This is a genomic window from Nocardia sp. NPDC005746 (assembly GCF_040630785.1).
Lineage (GTDB): Bacteria > Actinomycetota > Actinomycetes > Mycobacteriales > Mycobacteriaceae > Nocardia.
Genome location: NZ_JBEXYE010000002.1, coordinates 291267 through 314976, shown reverse-complemented (window position 1 = coordinate 314976; position 23710 = coordinate 291267). Strand labels below are relative to the sequence as shown.

Here is a 23710-nt window from a genome sequence, read left to right as displayed (position 1 = left end):
CGTCCAGTTACCTGGATGAATCGGTCATATCATGAATAGGTGCCCGCCAACCGGATAGAGGGGCGAAGCGAGGTCTTCGCCGATTGGGCTTGGCAGTCGCTGGTCGTCACCGGCGGCTGCTCTGTGGTGCTGGGGGTGGTCCTGGCGGTCTGGCCGGACAAATCGTGGCAGGTGGCGGGAATCCTCTTCGGGCTGGTGCTGCTGGCGACGGCGGCCTTCCAATTGGTGATGGCGTTCGGCGCCCGGATCCACACGGCCCTCAAATGGCTCGAGGTGTTCAGCGCGGTCGTCTCCCTCGTGCTGGCGCTGTGGACCCTCGACGGTGGCGAGTGGGTTGCCTTGCTGTCCTTGTGGATCGGGATCGGCTGGGTGCTGCGGGGAATCGTGCAGGCGATCGTCGGAGTGTGGTCCGAGGAGTACGCGGGCGCGGGCGGATTGGAGCTGATCGGGCTGGCGACCGTGGCCGCGGGGGTGGGCGTCGCGGTCGCGCCGTTCACGACGCTGCCGCCGCTCTCGATCACCGTGGGGCTGCTGACGGTCGCGCTCGGCGTCTCGGAGATCGCGATCGGCCTGCGGGTGCAGCCGGTGACCGTCGGAACTGTCTGACAAATCCTCCGCGTGACCTTCGTATGGGGTCATGCCCCAGCAGGAGGGAAGGCATCGCACATGAGACGCCGGAATCGTGGACCGAGGCGGTCGGGATCAGTGAAAGCGTCTATCACGCAGCCTCGTTCGGCCTCGGCGCGATCGCGGGCGTCGCGACGGTCGTCGGCCCGATCATCCTGATCTACCGACGTCGCACCGTGGGCCCGGTCTTCTCGGCCACCACCCGCAACGACAAGGTCATGTACGTGCTGCTGGGCCTGACCCTGGCGCTGGGCCTCGGCGCGACAATGTACGGCTACCTGGCCCGCCCCTACATCGTCTACCGCAGCCGCGATGTCCGGACCCCGGGTGAGTCGAAGCCCAAGCGCGGCTGGGAGCCGGTCGGGCACTAGTCCGAGGCAGCTCGCGCGATTGCCAGCACGCCTTCGAGGACGCAGGACAGGCCGAAGGCGAATGTCCGGTCGGGAGTGTGGTCTTCGGCGTCGCGGATGCGGCGGGCGAAGTGGGGATAGTCGCCGGTGGCGATGGCGGTCCGGAGGTAGGGGCCGACCGCCTCCCGCCACTGGTTCTCGGTGAGTCCGGTGCGCCGTTGCGCGCGAATCTCGGACAGTTCCTGGATGGCGGCACCGGCGACGTAGGACAGCACCGTATCGACGATATTGGCGGCGAGAGTGATGTCGTCGGTGAGCTCCAAGGCCGCGGCCATGGCGATATCGAAGCGGCGCAGGGCATTCGGACCCAGGGCGGGACGGCCGGACAGGACGCGGCCCAGCCAGTGATGGCGGAGCAGGAGATCCCGGAAGTGGTGGGCGACCGCCGCGAGGTCGGCGCGGGTGTCGCCGGTGAGCGCGGGTGGGGGGATTTCGGCCTGGGCGGCGTCGATCATGAGGTCCAGTAGTTCGCCGCGGTCGGTGATGTAGCGGTAGAGCGAGGCGGTGCCGGAGCCGAGTTCGGTGGCGATGCGGCGCATGGATACCGCGTCGAGTCCCTCGGCGTCGGCCAGGGTCAGGGCGGTGGCGACGATGCGGTCGACGCTCGGTGCGCGCCGAGCGGGCTCCGGGCGCTGCTTGCTCCAGACCAGCATCGGATTCTCGTTCGTCATCGCGCTCCTGTCCGGGTTCTCGCGCCTCACTGCGGCATTGCGCCCAGCCTAACACTGTGGCTACGGTGTATCCACTACGGCTACGGCGTATCCATAAGGAGTCCCGCACATGACCGAAGACCTAGTTCCCGTCCTGATCGCCGGAGGAGGCACGGTCGGCCTGGCCGCCGCCGTCTTCCTGTCCGGGCACCATGTTCCGACGCTGGTGGTCGAAGCACAGCCCGGCCCGTCACCGCATCCGCGCGCCACCGGGCTGTCGCGGCGAACCATGGAGATGCTGCGCGCCGAAGGGCTCGAAGACGCGGTCGATGCGGTGAGCATCGATATGCGCGCCGGACTCGGCAAGATCTATGCGCGCACGCTGGCCGAGGCCGAATTCACCGCGACCGACCCCGCGGGCGCGGCGGTTGCCACCTCGCGCACGGACGATTCGAGCCCCGCGCTGGTGCGGGGTCTGTGCCCGCAGCATCGGCTGGACTCGGTGCTGCTGCCCGCGGCGCGGGAACGCAGTGCGGTGGTGCGGTATTCGACGCGGCTGGAATCGTTCACGCAGGACGACGACGGTGTGCGCGCGGTGTTGTCCGACGGCTCCGTCGTGCGGGCCGACTATCTGATCGGCGCGGACGGGGCGCGTAGCGATGTCCGTGGCCTGCTCGATATCGCGGTCGAGGGGCCCGGGCCCTTGGGAACGCCCATGATCAGCATGCTGTTTCGCGCTGACCTCACGCCGTATGTCGGCGGCCGTTCGTTCGCGACCTGCACCATCGAAAACCCGGACGTCTCGGGCCTGCTGGTCACCGTGGACGGTACCGGCGAGTGGATTCTCCATGTGCCCGCCGATGATTCGGACGGGGGTTTCCCCGATGCCCGGTGTGTGGGGCTGATCCGTGCGGCGATCGGTGACCCTGCCCTCGATGTCGAGGTGATCAGCGTGCTGCCCTGGCGGCCGCGTGGACAGCTGGCCGAGCGGTTCCGGTCCGGTCGGGTCTTCCTCGTGGGCGATGCCGCCCACACGGTGCCTCCGCTGGGCGCTTTCGGACTGAATACCGGTGTGGCGGATGCCCACAACCTCGCGTGGAAGATCGCCGCCGTCCACCACGGGTGGGCCGACCCTGGACTTCTGGACAGCTACGAGGCCGAACGGCGGCCGGTCGCCGCGACCACGCTCGAACAAGCCGTGCTGCGGCTGCCTGATCCCCGGCTGCACTGGGAGAACACGCCGGAGATCATCACGGCGCGCCGGCGAGCCGGGGTGCTCAATGCGCCGGTCGTACACGTGGGCTACCGCTACGAATCCACCGCTGTCATCGGATCGAACCCCACATTGCCTTCCACCGAGGACATTTCGCTGGTCCTGGACGGCACGCCCGGCTCGCGCCTGCCGCATCGATGGGTGCCGCACGACGGAGGCAGGGCGTCGACACTCGATCTGGTCGGCAGGGATCTCACCGTCCTGACCGCCGACGAGGATTGGGCCGATGCCGCGCACGCCGCGGCGGATGCACTGTCGATTCCCTTGGCCGTGCATCGAATTCCTGTGACGGACGGCGATTGGACCGATGGCATCGGCTCGCGCCCGGACGGCGTGGTTCTGGTGCGCCCCGACCACGTGATCGCCTGGCGCATGATCGAGCGGCCCCTCGACCCGCGGACCGCCCTGATCGATGCACTGAGTGAAATCCTGTCGCTCGACGGCCGAGCGATGCAGCCGGTCACCGGGGCTGGGTAGGGTTCGGCTCGTGGCGAGGATCGCGTTTCTGGGGTTGGGCCGGATGGGTGCGGGGATGGCGGGGCGCATGATCGCCGCCGGGCATGAGGTGGTGGTCTACAACAGGACCGCCGCCAAGGCCGACGAACTCGTCGCCCAGGGCGCTGCGTTCGCGGCCACGCCCCGCGAGGCCTCCTGGAACGCCGAGGCGATCTTCGTCATGGTGGCCGATGACAAGGCGTCGCGGGCAACGTGGTTGGGGGCGGACGGTGCGCTGGCGGGGGAGTATGCGCCGGGCGCGTTCGCGGTGGAGTTCTCGACCATCTCCCGGCCCTGGGCGCTGGAGCTGGCGAAACATGCCGCCGCCCACGGTCTTCGGTATCTCGACTCCCCGGTTACGGGGCTCCCCGATGCCGCGGCCGCCGGACGACTGACCCTGTTCGTCGGCGCGGCCGCCGCCCACCTCGACGCGGCGCGCCCACTGCTGCGACCACTGTGTACCGACATCGTGCACTTCGGTGATGTCGGTTCGGGCACGAGCTACAAACTGATCCAGAACCTGCTCGGTTCGATTCAGATCGCCGCCACCGCCGAGGCGCTGCGCACCGCGGAGCTCGCGGGTTTGGACCTGGCGGTCGTCGCCGACACCCTCTCGCGTGGCGGTGCGGCCAGTCCGACGGTGATCCGTATGTGCGCGGAGATGGTCGGCGGCGTGCACGACCGCGACATCGCCTTCACCGCGGCGCTGCGGCTGAAGGACACCCGGATCGGGGTCGAACTGGCCGATGCGGTCGGCACTCCCGCGGCCCTGGGGCAGACCGCCGAGCGGATCTTCGAGCGTCTGGTCGCGGCGGGACATGGCGATCTGTCCGAAACCAAACTCATCGACCTGCTCAGAGGTCCTGCCATGGGATGACTTCCGGGCCTGTCAATACCTCGGAGGTCGGATAGGGAATCCGGGGCCGCGGTGGATGTGTCGGAGGCGCTGCCGGAAATAGCGTGAGGGCATGTCCGAACAGCTCGAAACCCAGGTAGCCGGTGTGACGCAAAGGCAGCGCATCGGGGTGGTCGACAGCCTGCGCGGGTTCGCGCTGTTCGGGATTCTGGTCACCAATACCGTGGTGGCGACCATGCTCTGGTCGTCGCCGGGCGCAGGCGCCGATCCGCAGCCGATGTTCGACGGCACGCTGGACCGGTTCGTCTACGGGCTGATCGACGGGTTCTTCCTCGGCAAGTTCTATCTGCTGTTCGCGTTCCTGTTCGGGTACTCGTTCACCTTGCAGATCGCGGCCGCCGGGCGTGCGGGCGTCGCGGCCACGCCCCGGCTGTTGCGACGCTGCCTCGCGCTGTTCCTGATCGGTCTGGCGCATCTGCTGATGTTGTGGATCGGCGACATCCTCACCCTGTACGCCGCCCTGTGCCTGATCCTGGTGGCGCTGCGCTGGATTCGGCCGCGCCCGGCCCTGATCACGGGCCTGGTGCTGTATTTCGCGTTCGCGTCGCTGGCGTTCCTCCCGGGCAACGGGGGACTGGCCGGGCTGGGCGAGGTGTTCGACTTGCAGCGGATGCATGATGGCTACACCGGCAATGTCGGTGACACGCTGCGCGCTCAGCTGGAGTTCGGCCCGAAGTTCATGATCTTCACCTGGATCGGTCAGGGCCTGCCGGCGCTGGGGATGTTCCTCGTCGGCTTGGCGGCCGGCAAGCGCCGCGTGTTCGAGGACGCGGACTGGACGACCCGGTGGCTGCCCCGGGCGCTGGCGGTGGGATGCGGTGTGGGACTGCCCGTTTCCGCCGTCACAGTGACGTTGATGACGCTCCACGGGGAACTGCCGTCGTTCTGGTACGGGGTGCAGGAACTCGCGAATCCGTTGCTGACACTCGGATACGCGGCGGGCATCGTGTGGCTGGCCCGCTACCGGTGGGCCGGCGCGGTGGGCTGGCTCGCACCCGCCGGGCGGATGGCGGCGACCAACTACATCGGGCAGTCGGTGGTCCTGATGCTCATCTACACCGGATACGGCCTGGCACTGGCCGATCGCGTGCCTCCGGTCGTGGTCGTCGTGATCGCGGTTGCCACGTATCTGGCGCAGATCCGGCTGAGCGCCTGGTGGTTGCGGGCTCATCCGTACGGCCCGGTGGAGTGGCTGCTGCGCACGGCGACCTACCTGTCGATCCCCGTCTGGCGGAAACCGACAGCGTAGGCGCGCTGTTCAGGGCAGGTCGTAGGCCGTGGCGTGTCGCGGCTGGTACAGGCCGATCTGGCCCGCGCCCGGCACCTTCAGCATGGTGAGCAGGCCCCACCCGGCATCGGTGACGTCCGGGGTGAATTCGACGCCCTTCGACCGCAGGTCGGCCACGGTGGCGTTCAGGTCGTCGCACATGAGGTACAGCTCCGCCTTGCCGCTGTCGGGGACCTGCGCGGGATGCACGGCGAGTTCGGCGGGCGGCGACTTGAAGATGAGCCACCCGTTGTTCGCGTCGACATGGGCCAGGCCGAGGACGTCACGGAAGAAGGCCCGTGCCGCGTCGGCGTCCTCGGCGTAGAGGATGGTGTGCGCACCGGTGATCATGTGCCGACGCTAACAGCGCCCGGCCGCTCCAGCGCGCAGGTGCGCCGTCAGGATGTCGCCCAGTTGCGCGGCGAATTCGACGGCCTCGGTGCGCATCCCATTGTGGGCGCCGGGGAACTCGGTGACCTCGGCCCCCAGTCGGCGGGCGATCTCGACGGCGGGACGGTACGGCAGGCAGCCCTTCGTCTCACGCCCGGCGGCCATGACCAGTCGATCCGCCACGGGGGTGAGCGCCGCGAAATCGGGCAGGTACGAGGTGAATTCCCGCAGCTCGTGTTCGAGCATCAGCGGGCCGTTGGCGGCCAGTCGCGCCCACATCTCGGCGGCGCGCGGCGCCAGTTCGTCGGGCAGCGGGGACGGCTTCATCGCATTGCCGATGCCCGCCAGGAAGCGCACCGACGCCGGGCCGGGGCCTTCGGTGCGGAACAGCGTGTAGACCTCCTCGATCATGGCGCGCTGTTCGGCGGCGTCGGGAAGAACGGCGAAGCATGGTGGTTCGTGCGCGATCAGCAGCGACACCTGCTCCGGATGCCGGGCCAGCAGATCGAGTCCGACGATCGCGCCATTGCTGGCGCCGACGACGAGCGCGGGCTCAGCGGTGAGGTGGGTCAGCAGCCGGTGGACGTCGTCGCTCTGCACGCCGACCCGCTGCGTCTGCGGCGGACCGTCGAGCACACTGCGCGAATAGCCGCGCTGGTCCAGCGAAGCCACCGTGAACCGGTCCTCGAGCAGCTCGGCGATCGGGTCCACCGAGGCCGCGTCGCCACCGCCGCCGGGCAGGAACAGCACGAGCGGGCCGCTGCCGCGTACCTCGTAGTAGATGGTCGCGCCCGGTACCGGTAGCGTCTCGGATCTCATTGCGGGGTCTCCTGTTTCGATGTCGGCCACTGGGTCAGCAGCAGATGCAGGGCATCGAGGATGCGCGCCCAGGACCCGTCGGTCTCACGGGAGTGGTTGAAGCCGCCGACGGTCTCGAGCGTCGCGAATCCGTGGAAGGTGCTGCGCAGCAGCCGGCCCGCGTCGATGAGCTCGGCGCCGTCGAGGTCGTAGCCGCGCAGCAAAGCCTCGGTGAGTTGCACGCTGCGGACGGCCCCGGGAGCGTCGGCGATGGCCTCGATGTCGAGCTTGCGCTGGGTCGCGTCGTAGCGGCCGGGGTGTTCGCGGGCGTAGTCGCGGTAGGCGTTCGCGAAGGCGATCAGCGCGTCGCGGCCGGCGCGCCCCTGGACCGCCACGCCGATCCGGTCGGTCATCTCGACCGCCGCCTGCAAGGCGATGCGAGTACGCAGATCCTGCAGATTCCGGACGTGGGAGTAGAGGCTCGGATCCTTCACCCCGAAATGCTTGGCGACCGCGGCCAGCGTCACGTTGTCGAACCCGACGGCATCGGCCATCTCGGCGGCCGCCTGCGTGATGCGTTCGGCGTTCAGACCCACCCGCGGCGACATGAGCCAATTCCTTCCTAGGTCAGTTAGGTAAAAACCTAATATACATAGGTTTGGTGGCGGACAAAGCTCGGGGCCTCGATATCGAGCTCACCGTCACCTGGAACGGCACGCCGGCCTCCTACCCGCCCTACAGCCGCATGTACCGGCCCCCGGCACACAGATGCCGGCCCATCTCACGGCGAACGGCGCGGCCACCCGGCACCGGCGACCTCTACGCGTCGGGGACCATTTCCGGACCAGCACGGCAACAACGCGGCTCGTTCATCGAATAGTCCTGGGGCGGTACCGAACCGGTGTCGATCAACGGACAACTGCGCACCTTCCTGGAAGACGGCGACGAGGTGGTCATCACCGCGACCGCTCCAGGACCAGCGGGCGCTCGCCTCGGGCTCGGCGAGGTCCGGGGTCGCATCTTGCCTGCCGCGCAGCGTTAGCCCCTGGAATCGAGGGCTGCAACGCGGCCGATTCCGGTCTGTAGCGTCCGAACCGGAGGAGGCATCCGCCGGGGTACACAGAAGAGAAGGACTTGATGAAGCGTTCTATTGCCGGAGTCGTCGTCGCCGCGGGTTTGCTCATTCCCGGCCAACTGGTCTCCGCAGCCACGGCCTCCGCGGCGAATGCGCCCACCACGGTAGCGGATACCGGATCCGGCGGATGCACCTCGAGCATGCCTCAGACGTGCAGTTCGCCGCTGGCTGCCGCGATCCTCGGCCTCCTCGGCGGACTGTCCACCGGTTCGGCTAACGGCGGGCAGCCCAAGTAGTCGAATTCTCCGTCATGCCAACCGGCGCTCTTCCCCGCTCGGGGACGGGGTAGGCGCCGGTTGATCCGCCGCCGGTTTCCTACAGCTCTCGATATGCCAGCCTGTACCTGGCGACCGATACCGCCGCCGCGTCACGGCGTGGAGTGAGTCCGCCGGACCGTGCAGCCACAGGTTTCGCCGAGGCTGAGGTGGACGCCGAAGGGCGACGGGGGAGCGCTGGGGGAGTTCGTGTTTCCGGCTGCGTCGAGGACGCGGGACAGGGCCGTGCGGGCGATGTCGTCGATCGGCTGCTGGACGGTGGTGAGGATCAACGGGGCGTATGTGTTCGCGGCGTCGGCGTCGTAGCCGACGACGGCGACGTCCTCGGGGATGCGCAGTCCGGCATCAGCCACGGCCCGCAGGGTCGCGGCGGCCTGGGCGTAGGTGCCGACCACGAGCCCGTCCGGAGTGGGATGGTCGGCGAGGTAGCGCCGTACGGCGTCGTACGCGCCCGCCGGCGTGAGGTCCGTGGGAATCCGTTGTGCGGCCGCAGGTCCGACGACGGAGACATAGCCCTCGTAGCGCTGGGCGACGGTTTCGCGGTCGCCGTGCGCGACCTCGTCGGGGGTGAATCCGCCGACGAAGACGATGGATCGGCGCCGATGATCCCGGGCCAGATGGTTCGCGGCCAGCCGTCCCGCCTGCGCATGGTCCGCGCCGACCATGCCGGCGTCGACGTGGTCGCGGTTATTGTGCACCCAGACGATGGGAATGCGGGCCTGCCTGCACAATTCGGCCGTCGCGGGACCGTTGGCCCCGCCGACCACGATCAGCCCCTCGATGCCGGAGTCGACGAAGGCGGCGGCGAATTCGATCTCGCGTTCGGGGTCGTAGGCGGTATTGCCGATCAGAGTGAGGTGGTCGCGGTGGCGGGCCTCGATCTCGATGTGGCCGACCAGGGTGCCGAAGAGGGGGAGGCGGACGTCGGGGACGAGCAGGCCGAGGTGCCGCCAGCGTCGCGGGCGCCGCAGGGCGCGCGCGACGCGATCGGGGCGGTAGTTGAGTTCGTCGAGGGCGGCGGTCACTCTGGCGCGCAAGGCGTCCGAGACCGGACGGGGACCGTCATTGAGAACATAACTGACGACGGCGGTGGAGGTACCGGCTCGCCGGGCCACATCGGCGAGGGTGGCGCGTTTGGCGGTCACGTTGGTCCCAACTCTCGTCGCTCGCGGGCCGGTTGCCCAGGCTTGAAATCGTTCTGATTCTTACAGTCTCCGCACCGGTTCCGTCCCGCGCAAATCGATTAGATTCGTTACATCCGCGACCCGACCGCTTAACAGCCGACTGATGGAGTGAATGCATGGCCTTCGTACGACTCACCGGTGTCACCTATTACGAACCGGAATCAGCCCATGACAGCTACATCGTGTTCACCGGCGCGGACTCCGTCACCCGGCTCATCGACATGCACGGCGCGGTGCACCACGAATGGTCCTGTGCCGGTGTGCCGCCGCGCATCCTGGATCCGGCACTGACCGGACGGCTGGGTGACATCGGAGTGCAGCTCTCGCTCAGTGGCGATCCGCGTGGCGGGATCTACGCCAATGGCACTGTGGGACAACTGACCTGGGACGGCGAGCGGGTGTGGGAGTGGGGCACGCAGGCTCCGGGCGGCGCGGCCCGGCAGAACCACGACTGGGAACTGCTGGCCAATGGCAACCACCTGCTGCTGGTCACCATTCCCCGCGTGGTTCCGCAGCTGGGCTCGACCGTGGTGGGCGACCAGGGGCTGTACGAGGTCGCTCCGGACGGGTCGATCGTGTGGGAGTGGCGGGCCGGTGACCATCTCGACGAACTCGGATTCTCCGAGGCCGGGTGGGATGCCCTGCGCGAGACCGTCGCTCGCGACCCCGACGATGCCTGGGGCTATCTGGAGATCAACAGTGCGAAGACGCTGGGACCCAACCGCTGGCATCGCGCCGACCCCGACAGCGTGTTCCAGCCCGACAACATCCTGATCAGCAGCCGCAAGGCCAATGTGGTGGCGCTGATCGACAAGGCTTCGGGTTCGATCGTCTGGAAGCTGGGCCCGTACTTCGACGCCGAGGCCGGGGCGCAGCATCAGCGGATCAATGCGCACAAGGTGCCGCGGCCGCTCGATCAGATCTCCGGACAACACAATCCGCATCTCATCGCCGACGGCCTGCCGGGCGCGGGCAATATCCTCGTCTTCGACAATCAGGGCGGCGCGGGGTATCCGCCGGCGGCCCTGGGCATCTACGCCGGATCCCGGGTGCTCGAGATCGATCCGACGACCCGGCAGATCGTGTGGCAGTACACCGCGGAGGATTCCGGGCTGCCGTCGTGGACATTCTTCAGCTCGTTCGTCAGCAATGCCCAGCGACTGACGAACGGCAACACCCTCATCACCGAGGGCATGACCGGCCGCCTGTTCCAGGTCACCCCGCAGGGCGATGTGGTGTGGGAGTACGTGTCGCCCTATGAGGGTCGAGGGGTCGCCGGTGAACCCGAGGTGCACGAGCCGCGCGTGCCGGGCGTGGACCGGCTCAGCGACACCCCGCTGGTGTACCGCGCGCAGGCCGTCCCCGCCGAATGGGTGCCGCTCGAGCCGCATCCCGATCTGGCCGCCGTCGATCTGCGGACGACGGTCCGTCCCACCACCTAGCTCCGCCGAATTCAGGTGAATCCCATGACATCGAGCGTGCAAACCACGTCGGGCCGCACCGCGTCGCGACCGCCCGCCGCGGTGGCGGACGAACCGCGCCGGACGCGGCGGCCGTACCCGCGCTGGTCACCGCGATGGCGAACGATCGGCGGCACGGCGGCCGGGATCGGATTGGCCGTGCTGGCCTGGTCCCTGGTCGCCGCCGCCGAACCCTTTCCCCGCCAGCTGTTTCCGACCGTCCCCCAGATCCTGACCGCCGGGCACACGCTGTGGACCGAGGGTCTGCTGATCCCCGATCTGACGGCGAGCCTGCGCCGCGCGGTGTTCGGTCTGCTGCTCGGTGTGGCCGCCGGCGTGTTCGCGGCCGTCCTCACCGCGAGCACCGGGGCCGGGCGGGCCTTGTTGCAGCCGGTGCTGCGCCTGTTGTCGCCGGTGCCGACGATCGGTTTGGTGCCCTTGGCGATTCTCTGGTTCGGGATCGGTGAGAACAGCAAGATTTTGGTGATCGCCCTGGGTGTGTTCGTTCCGGTCTGGATCAACAGCCATTCCGGATTCTCCGGAACCCCGGCCGACTACCTGCAAGCCGCACGCTGCCTCGGCGCGGGGCGCTGGCAGACGCTGACCCGCGTCGTCATCGCCGAAGGGCTGCCCGATGTGGTGGCCGGTGTGCGGGTCGGCGCGGCCATGGCGTTCGTGCTCATCGTGGTCGCCGAGATGACCGGCACCACGGCGGGTCTCGGGTATCGGATCTATCAGGCGCAGCTGTTCTCCCAGGCCGACCGGCTGATCTTCTGCCTGCTGGTGCTCGGGGTCCTGGGTGCGATCGGTGACGCCGTGATCGCGGCGATCAGCGCCCCGGTTCAGCGCTGGGCGCGGGAGGTGAGCTAGTCATGGCGATCGCCACCCGCGACCTGACGGTCCGTTTCCCGAACACCCCGCAGCCCACCCTGCACGGCATCGATCTGACCGTTCCGGACGGCTCGTTCACGGTGCTGGTGGGCGCGTCGGGCAGCGGCAAATCGACACTGCTGCACTGCCTGGCCGGGCTCATCACACCCACCTCGGGCGCCGTCACCGACAATGGCGTGCCGGTGCTCGCCCCCCATCCGCGGCGCGGCGTCGCGTTCCAGCGGGACGTGTTGTTCCCGTGGCTGAGCGTGGCGGGCAATATCGACTTCGCGCTGCGTGCCCATCGGGTGCCGGTTCGCTTGCGCGGCAATCGGATCGACGAGCTGCTCGACGTGGTCGGGCTGCCCGCCGAGGTGCGGCGCAAGCGGCCCGCCCAGTTGTCGGGCGGCATGCGTCAACGCGTCGGGATCGCACGCATGCTCGCCGGTGAACCCGAGATCATGCTGATGGACGAGCCGTTCGCGGCCTTGGACGCGCTGACCCGGCTCAATATGCAGGACCTGCTCATCGATCTGTGGACCCGGCTGCAACGCACGATCGTCTTCGTCACCCATGACGTCGACGAGGCGATCCGGTTGTCCGACACCATCAGCGTGCTCGCGGGCGGGCGGATCACCAATCAGATCCCCAATCCGCTGTCCCGGCCCCGGCCCGCGGACGCCCTGGCCGACCAGCCCGGCTACAGCGAACTGCGCCGGCTGCTCCACCACGAACTCGGTATCCAGCACGCGATATGAAGAGAAGAAGAGAACAGTTGTGAAGAAGCTCCTCCGCCCCCTGACCGCCGCCCTGGCCGTACTCGCCCTGGCACTTCCGCTGACAGCGTGCGGGTCCTCCGATGATTCCGACCCCAAGACCCTCACCGTCGGATTCGTGGTCGACCCGTCGTGGGCGCAGATTCCCGTCGCCCAGCAGGCCGGATTGTTCACCGAGCACGACGTGAAAGTGAAGGTCGTCAATTTCTCGACCGGCGTGGAGGCGTTGCAGGCGCTCGCCGCCCACCAGGTCGATATCGCCACCGCCGCCGACGTGCCGACCTCGGCCACCCTGCCCCGGTCGCCCGCGCTGCGGGTGGTCGGGGACGGATCGCGGTGGCAGGGTTCACGAATCATCGCCCGGCGCAGCGCCGGAATCACCTCGGTCGCGAACCTGGCCGGGCATTCGATCGGCACGCCGCTGGGCACCAGCGCCGCCTACTTCGCGTCGAATGTGCTCTCGCACCACGGTATTTCGGCGAATCTCGTGCAGGTCGCGCCGTCCGCGACGCTGACCGCGGCGGCCCAGCACAATGTCGATGCCGTCTCGATCTTCCAGCCCTACCAGGCCCAGGTGGCCGAATCGCTGGGTGACGATGCCGTCGAGCTCACCGGCGGCACCTACAACCAGCACAGCCTGTACCTGGCGACCGATACCGCCATCGCGTCGAAATCGGCGGCGCTGACGGCGTTCTTCGCCGCGTTGGGGGAGGCCGGGACCCAGCTCACCGCGCGCTCCGGCGTGGCGGTGTCCGCGGTCGCCACCGCCACCCAGCTGAGCCCGCCGTTGCTCGCGAAGATCCTGCCCGAGTTCGACTACACCCTGCAGTTGCGGCCGGAGCTCGCCGATACCCTCGCCGAGCTCGGGACCTGGGCCAAAGACCAAGGGAAGGTCGACCGTTCGACGCCGCTGCCGGACTACAAGACCCTGCTCGACGCCGGATTCGTCCCCCACGGCAACTGATCGGTCAGAGGGTGGCGAGGCGGGCGGCGGTGTCGAGCGAAAGTGTTGTCATGGCGATCAGATTCGCCGTGATCGCCGGCGGCATCCAGGTGGTGTCGTGGCCGGGGATGACACCACCTGGAACGTCGTGGCTAGGCGAGTCGGACGTCCGCGGTGGCGAGACCGAAGATCTTGCGCCCCGCTGCCTTCGCGACGATGACGACCACGGCCGTCCGGGTCTCGGGATCGAGCGACTTGATGCGGCCGGTGAATTCGACGACGCCCGCCGAGGCGGCTTCGATCACCGTGTAATTCGACAGCCGGACTCCGTAGCGGAGCATGGCGCCCGGGTCGCCGAGCCAGCCGGTCACGAATCCCGCGCCCAAGCCCATCGTGAGCATGCCGTGCGCGATCACGTCCGGAAGGCCAGCGAGCGTGGCGATCTCGGCATGCCAGTGGATCGGGTTGACGTCGCCGGAGACCCCGGCGTAGTTGACCAGGTCGCCGCGGGTCAAGGTCACGGTCCGAGGGGGAAGCTCGTCACCGACGGCCAGGTCCTCGAATCGCACCGACGTGAGCGGGGTCCGCAACCGCGACACCGGAGAATGCCGTGCGGCGTCGCCCGGCTCGGGCACCCGGGCCGCGTCGGCGCCAGCGGCGGGCGTCGATTCGAGCCCGGTCATCATGACCCGGTCGATCGTGGCGCTGATATCGGCGTTGACGTCCTCGCCGGTCAGCCCCACGACGGTGGTGTGCATGACCTGCATGATGTCACCGGCCATGTCGCTGAACGTGTTCGTGATGGTGAGCAGATCCTTGCCGCCGATCCGGCGCACCGAGGACAACTCGACATCACTGACCAACCGCTCGCCGGTCACCACCGGCTTGTACATCTCGAAGACCTGATCGGTCTGCACGATCACGTCGTAGCCTTCGAGCACGGTCTGCAGCAGCTTGCGATTGGCCAGCATCGCCGCGGTGGAGATGAACGTGGTCGGCGCGATCAGCCCGACGTATCCGAGCCCCTGGGCGGCGTCCTCACTCCAGTGCGCGGGGTGGAAGTCCTGGACCGCTCGCGCGTACTCCCGGATCTTCTCCCTGCCCACCTCGTAGTAGTCGTCCAGGCGGTAGTGATGCCCTACCAGCCCCGCTACGTCGAACGTCGCCTCCACCAAGCCCTCCTCCATCCGGATTCCTTCCACACGGTAACCGGTGGTGGCCCACCGACATCATGAGTGAAACGACACCTTCTCACACGATTCGGCAGCCGTGGCGGAAAACATCAGAAGGGATACTCCGCACACAGTCGCCCTGAGAAACTACGAACGGCATGCTCCCGCATCCGCCACCCGTACACCGCATCCGAGCCCAGATCCGTATAGGTCTCGAACTCGCACCGGACGAATCCTGCCACCTCCGCCACATATACATCGAAGCCCGGGTACATCAGCCCCGCGTACGGCATGTCGTCGACATCCAGAGCGAGCACGGGGTACTCGCCCAGCGAATCGGCCGCCCCCACCGCCAGCACCCGCCGCGAGTCCGACCCGCCCGGCAGCAGGAAACACTCCGGGAACCGCTCGGCCAGCCCCTCGAAGGTCTCACCCCAGGGCTGCCCCAGCTCATCGCCGACCAGCTCGTCCAATGGCCGCGGCGCGAATCCGCCGTCCTCCGCGAACCATCCGCAACGCTCGAACAAACCGGTATCGAACGCGAGCCACTCTCGAAGGCTCGGCGAGAGCGGCCGCCCCGATGGAAACACCGCCCCGGCCAACGCTTCCTCGTCCATGGGCCGTGGTTCACCCGCCACCCACGGTGTGTAACCGACCCACGCAACAGGCTCGAACATCGCCCGGCCGGGCTCACTCCGCACCGACTCGATCACCCGCCGCGTCAAGCCGGCCCCGTGCTGCGCTTCTTCAGTCATGGCGCGCAAGCTAACAGGACGGTCCGACGAAATTGCCTGCCGGGAACGGCAATCCACCGTTCCCGGGGGCGTCACCCCCAGGAACCGGGCGGGTGCCGGTGCCAGACTGGGGTGCGTGAGCGAGCACGGGGAATTTCTGAAGGCCAAGCGGGCGGCGGTATCTCCGGACCAGGTGGGGTTGCCCGCGGTGGGGGACGTGGAACTGGATTGGCACGTGCTGCAGGTGCTCACGGCCAAGGATCAGGCGCTGGTCACCTATACCGCGCCGGAGGGTCGGACAGCTATGAGAAGTTGCGGATTCTGGGGTCGTGGAATGCCTCGGGTCCGGTGTTGCGGGCGGTAGACGCAGATCACTGAAATCGGACACGCATTGCTACTAAGCCGTCGCAGGTTCGGCCTAGGCTGATACGCAGGGAAGATCCCGTGAAACGCCATGGGGAGGCATCATGCGCGCAATTGCCCGAATCATTCATTACGTCAAGGCCTTCGGTCGGGCTCGTAAGAATCAGACCGATCTGTTCGGCTGGCTCATCCGGCGGCCGCAGCTGCTGATCGGCACCCTGCTCCACGAGACGATGCTGCTGTTCTCCAACAAACTCGACCCGACCCTCAAGGAACTGGCCGAGCTCAAGACCGCGGCCCTGGTCAACTGCCAGTTCTGTCTCGACATCGGCTCCACGCTGGCCCACTTCGGCGGGGTCACGGCAGCGCAGGTCACCGACCTGCCGACGTATCAGGACAGCGATGCCTACAGCGACACCGAGAAGCTGGTGATCGCCTTCGCCGAGGCCATGACGGTCACGCCGACCGCACTGGACCTCGATGACTTGCGCACCCAGCTGCTGAACCGGATGAACAAGTCCCAGTTGACCGAACTGACCGCCGCCATCGCGTGGGAGAACCAGCGGGCGCGGCTGAACCAAGCGCTCGGCGTGCGTCCGCTCGGCTCGGCCGAGGGAGTCGCCTGCGCGCTGCCCGAATCCCGCCGTCAGGTCGGCTGAGGCTGTTCCGTTCCCGCGGCGATGAATTCGGCGCGGTCGGACCGTCAATCCAGGTGTCCCTCTTCCGAGCCACTTGGAGCCACCCATGACCTCGACCGCACCCGTCACGTCCGGAACCGTCGCGGTGCCCGACGGCACCATCTACTACGAAGTCCGCGGCAGCGGCCCGCTGATCGCACTGGTCGGCGCCCCGATGGATTCCGGCCCCTTCGGCGCGCTGGCCGAACTGCTCGCCTCCGACCACACCGTCCTGTGCCCCGACCCGCGCGGCCACGGGCGCAGCACCGTGACCGACGCCGACAAGGACTCGACGCCGGAACTGCGCGCCGACGACCTGGCCCGCGTGATCACCCACATCGGTCAGGGTCCGGCCGTGGTGCTCGGCTCCAGCGGCGGCGCGATCACCGGCCTGGCGCTCGCCATCGATCGGCCCGAGCTGGTGTCCACGCTCATCGCGCACGAGCCGCCGCTGCGCGAACTGCTCGACAACCGCGAAGAACTGCGGGCTCGGACCGACGAGATCGTGGACGTGTACAACACCGGTGACGTCATCGGCGCGATGCGCAAATTCGGTGAGATGTCCGGTCTGTACATGCCGGAAGAGATGCTGCAGCAGATGTTCGGCGACGAGCGGGACCCCCGGGCGATCGCCTCCGACGACTTCTTCTACCGCCACGAACTGCACACCACTTCCGGCTGGCAGCCCTCCCTGGACGCGCTGCGCGCCACCCCGACGACGATTGTCATCGGCATCGGCGACGAGTCCGCGGGGCTGTTCTGCGACCGCACCTCGCGTGCCTTGGGCGGTGAGCTGGACATCGAACCGACCCTCTTCCCGGGTGGCCACGCCGGGTTCATGGAACAGCCCGACGCGTTCGCCGAGCGGGTCCGCGAAGTCATCGAGGCCGACTAGCCGGTTCGTCGACGGCCATGTGTCGAGCCGGAGCGCCGGCGCATGGCCGTCGACGATTGACAGCGAACTGCCCCCGTCGTAATTTACCGATTAGTCAATTCGTGTGGGTCAAGATCCAGCTACCCGCATCCGCCGACCTCGCCACCGACGACGGGTACCGATATGAAGAACTATCTGGCCACCGCGCTGCTGCAGCCGACGCCCTCGATCCGATCGATCGTCGGCGCGACCAGCACACCCGATCTGCACGGCCGCACCGTGATTCTGACCGGCGCGTCCTCGGGCATCGGCGAAGCGACCGCGCATCTGCTCGCCGACCGCGGAGCGCGGATCCTCGCGGTGGCCCGGGACCGGGAACGGCTCGAGCAGACCTGCGGGGCCATCACCGCCGACAGCGGCGTCGCCCACCCGATGCCCTGCGATCTCACCGATCCCGAACAGGTCGGCGAGCTGGCGGCCACCGTGCTCGAACATTTCGGCACTCCCGACATCGTGGTCAACAATGCGGGGCGGTCCATCCGCCGCAACGCCTTCGACGCCACCGACCGGGCCCACGACTACGAGCGCACCATGGCCGTGAACTACTTCGGGCCTGTCCGCCTGACCCTGGCCCTGCTGCCCGCGCTGCGGGCGGCCAACAGCGGCCACATCATCAATATCGGCACCTGGGGCACCACCGCCGGTGTCATGCCCAAGTTCAGCGCGTATCACGCCTCGAAGGCCGCGCTGGCCGCATTCGGGCGCAGTCTCGGCGCGGAGTGCCATGACACCGGAATCGCGGTCACCACAATCGGATTCCCGCTCGTGCGTACGCCGATGATCAGCCCGACCAGTGACTACGACACCCAGGCCGCGCTGACGCCGGAGCAGGCCGCGGGCTGGGTGCTCACCGCGGTGCGCGACCGTCCGGTCGAGCTGTATCCCACGTATGCGGCGGCCTTGCGGTTGCTGTCGACGGTGTCGCCGCGGCTGGCGGACAGCCTGGTGCGTGCGGCGGGCATCTGACCGGTGCGGTCACGCGATGTCCGGCGTGGCCGGGGTCATTCCAGCGGCGGAATCGCCCAGCGCGCGTAGGTGTTTTCGGGGCTCACCGTGATGATGTCGGCGACCTGCACGATGTCATCGGGGATGTGCCCGCCGAAGTGCGCGAGGCTGGGGATGATCACCGCGTCGGCCTCCATACGGGAGACCAGGGTGCGGACCCGGACCAACGGCCGATCGGTCTCGGGACCGAAGACCACCGTCTTGCACAGGTCATAGCCGAGCCGGCGAGCCAGATGCTGGATCTGAGCCTCGTCCCACTGCTGCTGTGCCCCCGACACATCGTGCCGGAGGTATCCGATCGCTGACGGTTGTGGCCGCATCCTGCCGCTCTCTTACCCGATCCGCTTGGCGCCGAAGACAACGCTACGGCCAACCCGTGCCGCGCAGGGCCCGAATCCACCGAGAATCTGCTTGTCGCAAACGTGTCGCGATCGCCGTGTCGCGGATCACCCGGGGTGTGTACCGCGCCGAAACCCCTTGATATGCAATGCATTACCTAATTTCGGTGAGCCTTTCTTTGCTGGCGGCAAATGTTGTGAACTACTACCGTTCCCCCGGTGAGGGACGAAATGACCGGTTCGGTGGCGCTCGCGCATCCCGCCGAACCCCATGCGACAGGAATGGCGACTCGCCTGAATTGGCTGCGTGCGGGCGTTCTGGGCGCGAACGACGGGATCGTCTCCGTCGCGGGGATTGTCGTCGGTGTCGCGGCCGCGACGAGCAACAGCACCGCGATCCTGACCGCGGGCGTGGCCGGACTCGCCGCGGGCGCGGTGTCGATGGCCCTCGGCGAGTACGTCTCCGTCAGCACTCAACGCGACAGCGAACGCGCCCTGCTGGAAACCGAACGCCGTGAATTGGCAGAACACCCGAAGCCGAGCTCGCCGAACTGGCCGCCATCTACCGCGCCAAGGGCCTGTCCGCGGCCACCGCTCAGGCTGTGGCCGAAGAACTCACCGCCGCGGACGCATTCGCCGCCCATGCCGAGGCCGAACTCGGTATCGACCCAGACGACCTCACCAACCCCCTCCACGCGGCCCTCTCCTCGGCCCTGTCCTTCACCCTCGGCGCACTGCTCCCGCTCCTGGCAATCCTGACGCCCCAGGCGATCCGGGTTCCCCTCACCATGGGCGCGGTGCTGGCCGCCTTGGCCCTGACCGGCGCGGTCGGCGCGCGCCTCGGGCAAGCTCCCGTCGCCCGCGCGACCATCCGCGTCCTCGCCGGCGGCGCGTTGGCGATGATCACCACCTACGCCATCGGCCACCTCGTCGGAATCACCATCTGACCCACCCGATCACCAGGCCAGCGGTCCCTTCGCGTCGAAGAACCCACCCGTCGGCCCGTCCGCCCCGATCTGCGCCATCCGCACGATGATCTCCGCCGCCTCCCGCACCGTCTGATGCCCGAGGTTGTGGTTGAGATCGGTACCGGTGTAACCCGGTTCCACCGAATTGATCCGAATACCCGGAAAAGCCTTGGCGTACTGAATCGTCAGCACATTCACCGCGGTCTTCGACGCCGGATACGCCACCCCCGGATACCGACCGGCGGTGTCCCCATCCGTTGCGAGCCTGTTCAACGACGCCAGCCCACTACTCACGTTCACCACAACCGGTGCGTCCGCCTTCCGCAGCAACGGCAGAAAGGCCTCCAGCACCCGCACAGTCCCGAAAACGTTGGTCTCGAACGTCTCCCGCATGATCTCGGCAGTCATCTCCCCGGCCCCCAACACGCTCCCGTCCGCACTCATCTCCGCCTGAATCCCCGCATTGTTGATCAACACGTCCAGCCCACCCTCGGCCTCGATCGCCGCGACCGCCGCGCGCACGGACTCGTCATCGGTGATATCGATCCGAACAGCCCTCGCCCCCACCGCTTCCGCGGCCGCCAGCCCCCGCCCGGCATCCCGACTCCCGAGATACACCGTGTGCCCCTCCGCCACGAGCCGCCGCGCAGCCTCGAACCCGATTCCCTTATTGGCACCCGTAATCAGAATTCTGCTCATGCCCCGAACCTAGAATCTGGAGCACACTCCAAGTCAATACCAATCGGGCTCGCCGCGAAATTCGCGGCGAGCCCGATTCATTCGATCCGGTGGGTTCAGTGGGTGAGGGTGGCGGCGTTCTTGGCGAGGTCGAGGAGGGGTTGGGGGAAGATGCCGAGGACCAGGGTGGCTGCGGCGGTGAGGGCGATGATGGTGCTGGTGAGGGTGGGGTGGACGACGGTGGGCGGGGTTGCCGGGGCGTCGGTGAAGAACATGAGGACGATGACTCGGATGTAGAAGAAGGCGGCGATGGCGCTGGAGATGACACCGACGATGACGAGGGTCGCGGCCTCGCCGCCGGTGGCGGCGGCGAAGACGCCGAACTTGGCGATGAATCCGGAGGTCAGGGGAATGCCGGCGAAGGAGAGGAGGAACAGGGAGTAGGTGGTGGCGAGCCAGGGGGAGCGGCGGCCCATGCCTGCCCAGGCGGGGAGTGCGGTTGCCTCGTCGCCGTTCTCGTCGCGGACCAGGCTGACCACGGCGAAGGCGCCGACGGTGCCGAGGCCGTAGACGGCGAGGTAGAAGAGGATGGAGGAGACGCCGGCGGTGGTGGCGGAGACCAGGGCCGTCAGGATGAAACCGGCGTGGGCGACAGAGGAATACGCGAGCATGCGCTTCATGTCGGTTTGGGTGACGGCGAGGATCGCGCCGACGACCATGGTGGCGATGGCGACCGCGGCGAAGACCGGACGCCAGTCGTTGCGCAGGTTGGGGACCGCGACGTACAGCACCCGCAGCAGTGCACCGACCGCGGCGATCTTGGTGGCGGCGGCCATGAACGCGGTGACCGGGGTCGGCGCGCCCTGGTAGACGTCGGGGACCCAGGACTGGAACGGCACCGCGCCGATCTTGAAGAGCAGGCCGACGGCCAGCATGGCGACGCCGATGACGGCCAGGGTGTGCGACTTGCTGTCGTCGCGGGCCACCGCCTCGGCGATGCCCGCCAGCCGGATCGTTCCCGCGTAGCCGTAGAGCAGTGCCATTCCGTAGAGGAAGAAGGCCGACGAGAACGCGCCCAGCAGGAAGTATTTCAACGCGGCCTCCTGGGAGAGGAGACGGCGACGGCGGGCCAGGCCGCACAGCAGGTACAGCGGCAGCGACAGCACTTCCAATGCCACGAACATGGTGAGCAGATCGTTCGAGGCGGGGAAGAGCATCAGCCCGCCGAGCGCGAACATCGTGAGCGGGAAGACCTCGGTGGTCGCGATTCCCGCTTTGGTGGCGGCGATCTCGTCGAGGCTGCCGGGCGTGGAGGCGGCCTGCGGGGTGAAGGCGTCGACCCCGCCGCGGGAAGCCGTGAGACTCCAGGTGCCGGGTCCTTCGCGGCGCACCGGCATCCGGTCGGCCCGCCGCTCGGCGATGAAGAGCAGTCCGAGAATGCCGACCACCAGGATGGTGCCCTGCAGGAACAGGGAAACCCCGTCGATGGCAACGGCTCCCACCACGGCGGTCGCCCGGACATCGCGCAGTCCGATGACCGCGCCCAGCGCGACCGCCATACCGCCGAGCCCGAGCACCAGGTGGATCACATAGCGCGACGCGCGCGGCGCGAACGCCTCCACCAGCACCCCGGCGACCGCGACACCGAACACGATCAGCATCGGTGACAGGTACCGGTATTCGATGCTCGGTGCCGGGACCGTCGCGGCGGCGAGCAGCAGACCTCCACTCATTTGTGGGCACCTCCGGTGTTCGTCTGGGCGGCTTCCGGCTGCACCGCCGGGGCCGGATTGTGCTGTCCGATGGTGGTGAGGGTGCGGGCGACGGCCGGATCGATCCGGTCGAGCACCGGCTTGGGGTACGCGCCCAGGAACAGCAGGGCGATGATCAGCGGGACCACGACCACCATTTCGCGGGGCAGCAGGTCGTAGAGCCGCTCATTGCCCTCCTTCACCGGGCCGGTCATCATCCGCTGGTACATCCACAGCACGTACACCGCGGCCAGCACCAGCGCGGAGGCCGCGATCACGGCCGCCACCGGGTAGCGCGTGAATGTGCCGATCAGCACCAGGAATTCGCTGATGAACGGGGCGAGCCCGGGCAGCGACAGCGTGGCCAGGCCGGAGATCAAGAAGGTGCCCGCCAGGATCGGCGCGACCTTCTGGACGCCGCCGAAGTCGGCGATGAACCGAGATCCGCGCCGCGACACCAGGAATCCGGCGATGAGGAACAGCGCGGCGGTGGAGATGCCGTGGTTGATCATGTACAGCGTCGCCCCGGTGCCGCCCTGGGTGGTGAGCGCGAAGATGCCCAGGATGATGAACCCGAAGTGCGAGATCGAGGTGTAGGCGATCAGCCGCATCACATCGGTCTGCCCGATGGCCAGCAGCGCCCCGTACAGGATTCCGATCACCGCGAGCACGCTGATCAGCGGCGCGTATGTCGATGTGGCCGAGGGGAACAGCAGCAGGCAGTAGCGCAGCATGCCGAAGGTCCCGACCTTGTCGACCACCGCCATCATGAGCACCGCGCTGGCCGGGGTGGCCGCCGCCGCGGCGTCCGGCAGCCAGGTGTGCAGCGGCCATAGCGGCGCTTTCACCGCGAACGCGAACATGAATCCGAGGAACAGCGCGTTGAGCACCGCGGGCGTCGACCCGAGCTGCCCGGAGTTGGCGGCCTCCATGACGGTCCGGAAGTCGAAGGTGCCGCCACCGTGGCTGCCCAGCTTCTCGCGCGCGGTGATCACATAGAGCCCGATCACCGCGGCCAGCATGATGAGTCCGCCGAACAGGTTGTACAGCAGGAACTTCACCGCGGCCCGCGCCCGCTGCTGACGCAGCGCCATATCTCCGGCGCGGGGGCCGAAGCCGCCGATGAGGAAGTACATCGGGATCAGCATGACCTCGAAGAACACGTAGAACAGCAGAATGTCCAAGGCGGTGAACGAGACCAGCACCATGGATTCCACGACCAGGGTGAGCGCCACGTAGTAGTGCGCGACCCGCGGCCCGGTGCCGACCTCCCGCTCGTCCTGCCAGCCCGCGATCAGCAGCAGCGGCACCAGTCCGGCGGTGAGCAGGACCAGAACCAGAGCGATCCCGTCGAGGCCGACCGTGTAGCCCGCCCCGAAGGCCGGGATCCACTGCCGGTCCTCCACGAACTGGTATTGCGCCCCACCGGTTTCGAACCGGGTGGCCAGCCAGATTCCGATCCCGAGCGTGCCCAGCGAGACGATCAGCGCGAAGGCCCGCACCGCGGTCCGCTGTCCCGCCGGGAACAGCAGCGCGAGCGCCGCCCCGCCGAGCGGCACCGCCCACAGCAGGGTGAGCCAGGGAAAGTCGCTCACGGAGTTCATCGGTGCGTTCGCAAGCT

24 protein-coding genes and 3 pseudogenes are annotated in these 23710 nt (G+C 68.1%); 16 read left to right on the top strand and 11 right to left on the bottom strand.

What is annotated here, in order from left to right:
• Window positions 1-39: 39 nt before the first annotated feature.
• Together ABZ412_RS05305 and ABZ412_RS05300 are read left to right on the top strand one after the other, a co-directional pair.
• Window positions 40-606 (top strand): DUF308 domain-containing protein, encoded by a 567-nt coding sequence (locus ABZ412_RS05305; protein WP_357276595.1) that lies wholly within the window; start codon window positions 40-42, stop codon window positions 604-606.
• Window positions 607-674: 68 nt separating this feature from the next.
• Window positions 675-998, top strand: a pseudogene (locus tag ABZ412_RS05300) (respiratory nitrate reductase subunit gamma); the annotation flags it as partial.
• Here ABZ412_RS05300 and ABZ412_RS05295 read toward each other — a convergent pair.
• Window positions 995-1708 (bottom strand): TetR/AcrR family transcriptional regulator, encoded by a 714-nt coding sequence (locus ABZ412_RS05295; RefSeq protein ID WP_357276593.1) that lies wholly within the window; start codon window positions 1706-1708, stop codon window positions 995-997. The pseudogene ABZ412_RS05300 and the gene ABZ412_RS05295 sit on opposite strands and share 4 nt — an antisense overlap.
• Window positions 1709-1817: 109 nt before the next feature.
• On the opposite strand from ABZ412_RS05295, the gene ABZ412_RS05290 reads away from it, so the two are divergent.
• The 3 genes from ABZ412_RS05290 to ABZ412_RS05280 all read left to right on the top strand — a co-directional run bounded on the left by ABZ412_RS05290 (window position 1818) and on the right by ABZ412_RS05280 (window position 5620).
• Window positions 1818-3437: an FAD-dependent monooxygenase gene (locus ABZ412_RS05290; protein ID WP_357276590.1), complete on the top strand. Its 1620-nt coding sequence runs from the start codon at window positions 1818-1820 to the stop codon at window positions 3435-3437.
• A 10-nt stretch (window positions 3438-3447) separates the two neighbouring features.
• Window positions 3448-4332 (top strand): NAD(P)-dependent oxidoreductase, encoded by an 885-nt coding sequence (locus tag ABZ412_RS05285; RefSeq protein ID WP_357276588.1) that lies wholly within the window; start codon window positions 3448-3450, stop codon window positions 4330-4332.
• 91 nt (window positions 4333-4423) lie between these two features.
• The gene (locus tag ABZ412_RS05280; protein ID WP_357276585.1) at window positions 4424-5620 is read left to right on the top strand and encodes a DUF418 domain-containing protein; all 1197 of its coding nucleotides are present in this window, start codon (window positions 4424-4426) and stop codon (window positions 5618-5620) included.
• 9 nt (window positions 5621-5629) lie between these two features.
• On the opposite strand, the gene ABZ412_RS05275 is transcribed toward ABZ412_RS05280, so the two are convergent.
• From ABZ412_RS05275 to ABZ412_RS05265, 3 genes are read right to left on the bottom strand one after another with little or no spacing between them, the layout of a single operon-like run.
• Window positions 5630-5989, bottom strand: coding sequence for a VOC family protein (locus ABZ412_RS05275; protein WP_357276583.1), 360 nt, complete (start codon window positions 5987-5989; stop codon window positions 5630-5632).
• A gap of 9 nt (window positions 5990-5998) precedes the next feature.
• Window positions 5999-6847 (bottom strand): alpha/beta hydrolase, encoded by an 849-nt coding sequence (locus ABZ412_RS05270; protein WP_357276581.1) that lies wholly within the window; start codon window positions 6845-6847, stop codon window positions 5999-6001.
• Complete coding sequence (locus ABZ412_RS05265) at window positions 6844-7434, bottom strand: WHG domain-containing protein (RefSeq protein WP_357276579.1); 591 nt, start codon at window positions 7432-7434, stop codon at window positions 6844-6846. The genes ABZ412_RS05270 and ABZ412_RS05265 overlap by 4 nt, the downstream gene beginning before the upstream one ends.
• 71 nt (window positions 7435-7505) lie before the next feature.
• On the opposite strand from ABZ412_RS05265, the pseudogene ABZ412_RS05260 reads away from it, so the two are divergent.
• Window positions 7506-7868: pseudogene (locus tag ABZ412_RS05260) on the top strand (fumarylacetoacetate hydrolase family protein); the annotation flags it as partial.
• A 95-nt stretch (window positions 7869-7963) separates the two neighbouring features.
• Complete coding sequence (locus tag ABZ412_RS05255) at window positions 7964-8197, top strand: hypothetical protein (RefSeq protein ID WP_357276576.1); 234 nt, start codon at window positions 7964-7966, stop codon at window positions 8195-8197.
• A 131-nt stretch (window positions 8198-8328) separates the two neighbouring features.
• On the opposite strand, the gene ABZ412_RS05250 is transcribed toward ABZ412_RS05255, so the two are convergent.
• Complete coding sequence (locus ABZ412_RS05250; protein WP_357276574.1) at window positions 8329-9381, bottom strand: LacI family DNA-binding transcriptional regulator; 1053 nt, start codon at window positions 9379-9381, stop codon at window positions 8329-8331.
• 155 nt (window positions 9382-9536) lie between these two features.
• Here ABZ412_RS05250 and ABZ412_RS05245 point away from each other — a divergent pair, with 155 nt between their 5' ends.
• From ABZ412_RS05245 to ABZ412_RS05230, 4 genes are read left to right on the top strand one after another with little or no spacing between them, the layout of a single operon-like run.
• A complete protein-coding gene (locus tag ABZ412_RS05245) occupies window positions 9537-10862 on the top strand; it encodes an aryl-sulfate sulfotransferase (RefSeq protein WP_357276571.1) in 1326 nt (441 codons plus the stop codon).
• Between the two features lie 24 nt (window positions 10863-10886).
• Window positions 10887-11750, top strand: a complete 864-nt coding sequence (locus ABZ412_RS05240) for an ABC transporter permease (protein WP_357276568.1) — start codon at window positions 10887-10889, stop codon at window positions 11748-11750.
• A gap of 2 nt (window positions 11751-11752) precedes the next feature.
• On the top strand, window positions 11753-12508 hold the full coding sequence (locus tag ABZ412_RS05235) for an ABC transporter ATP-binding protein (RefSeq protein ID WP_357276566.1): 756 nt from the start codon (window positions 11753-11755) through the stop codon (window positions 12506-12508).
• A gap of 19 nt (window positions 12509-12527) precedes the next feature.
• Window positions 12528-13490, top strand: a complete 963-nt coding sequence (locus ABZ412_RS05230; RefSeq protein ID WP_357276563.1) for an ABC transporter substrate-binding protein — start codon at window positions 12528-12530, stop codon at window positions 13488-13490.
• 131 nt (window positions 13491-13621) lie between these two features.
• Here the strand turns inward: ABZ412_RS05230 and ABZ412_RS05225 are convergent, their stop codons facing one another.
• Both ABZ412_RS05225 and ABZ412_RS05220 read right to left on the bottom strand, forming a co-directional pair.
• Window positions 13622-14656, bottom strand: coding sequence for a fused (3R)-hydroxyacyl-ACP dehydratase subunits HadA/HadB (locus ABZ412_RS05225; RefSeq protein WP_357276561.1), 1035 nt, complete (start codon window positions 14654-14656; stop codon window positions 13622-13624).
• Window positions 14657-14751: 95 nt separating this feature from the next.
• Window positions 14752-15396, bottom strand: coding sequence for a hypothetical protein (locus ABZ412_RS05220; protein WP_357276558.1), 645 nt, complete (start codon window positions 15394-15396; stop codon window positions 14752-14754).
• Window positions 15397-15511: 115 nt separating this feature from the next.
• On the opposite strand from ABZ412_RS05220, the gene ABZ412_RS05215 reads away from it, so the two are divergent.
• The 4 genes from ABZ412_RS05215 to ABZ412_RS05200 all read left to right on the top strand — a co-directional run bounded on the left by ABZ412_RS05215 (window position 15512) and on the right by ABZ412_RS05200 (window position 18315).
• Window positions 15512-15739: a hypothetical protein gene (locus ABZ412_RS05215; RefSeq protein WP_357276556.1), complete on the top strand. Its 228-nt coding sequence runs from the start codon at window positions 15512-15514 to the stop codon at window positions 15737-15739.
• Between the two features lie 103 nt (window positions 15740-15842).
• The gene (locus tag ABZ412_RS05210) at window positions 15843-16397 is read left to right on the top strand and encodes a carboxymuconolactone decarboxylase family protein (RefSeq protein ID WP_357276553.1); all 555 of its coding nucleotides are present in this window, start codon (window positions 15843-15845) and stop codon (window positions 16395-16397) included.
• A gap of 85 nt (window positions 16398-16482) precedes the next feature.
• The gene (locus ABZ412_RS05205) at window positions 16483-17310 is read left to right on the top strand and encodes an alpha/beta hydrolase (protein ID WP_357276551.1); all 828 of its coding nucleotides are present in this window, start codon (window positions 16483-16485) and stop codon (window positions 17308-17310) included.
• A gap of 162 nt (window positions 17311-17472) precedes the next feature.
• Entirely contained in the window at window positions 17473-18315 is an 843-nt protein-coding gene (locus ABZ412_RS05200; RefSeq protein ID WP_357276548.1) for an SDR family NAD(P)-dependent oxidoreductase, read from the top strand.
• 35 nt (window positions 18316-18350) lie between these two features.
• Here ABZ412_RS05200 and ABZ412_RS05195 read toward each other — a convergent pair whose 3' ends face one another.
• Window positions 18351-18674, bottom strand: a complete 324-nt coding sequence (locus ABZ412_RS05195; protein ID WP_357276546.1) for a hypothetical protein — start codon at window positions 18672-18674, stop codon at window positions 18351-18353.
• A 249-nt stretch (window positions 18675-18923) separates the two neighbouring features.
• Between ABZ412_RS05195 and ABZ412_RS05190 the strand changes: the two are divergent.
• A pseudogene (locus ABZ412_RS05190) lies at window positions 18924-19639 on the top strand (VIT family protein).
• A 9-nt stretch (window positions 19640-19648) separates the two neighbouring features.
• Here the strand turns inward: ABZ412_RS05190 and ABZ412_RS05185 are convergent.
• From ABZ412_RS05185 to ABZ412_RS05175, 3 genes are all read right to left on the bottom strand, one after another.
• Entirely contained in the window at window positions 19649-20359 is a 711-nt protein-coding gene (locus ABZ412_RS05185) for an SDR family NAD(P)-dependent oxidoreductase (protein ID WP_357276544.1), read from the bottom strand.
• A 95-nt stretch (window positions 20360-20454) separates the two neighbouring features.
• The gene (nuoN, locus tag ABZ412_RS05180; RefSeq protein WP_357276541.1) at window positions 20455-22071 is read right to left on the bottom strand and encodes an NADH-quinone oxidoreductase subunit NuoN; all 1617 of its coding nucleotides are present in this window, start codon (window positions 22069-22071) and stop codon (window positions 20455-20457) included.
• On the bottom strand, window positions 22068-23693 hold the full coding sequence (locus ABZ412_RS05175; RefSeq protein WP_357276539.1) for an NADH-quinone oxidoreductase subunit M: 1626 nt from the start codon (window positions 23691-23693) through the stop codon (window positions 22068-22070). The genes nuoN and ABZ412_RS05175 overlap by 4 nt, the downstream gene beginning before the upstream one ends.
• Window positions 23694-23710: the final 17 nt, after the last annotated feature.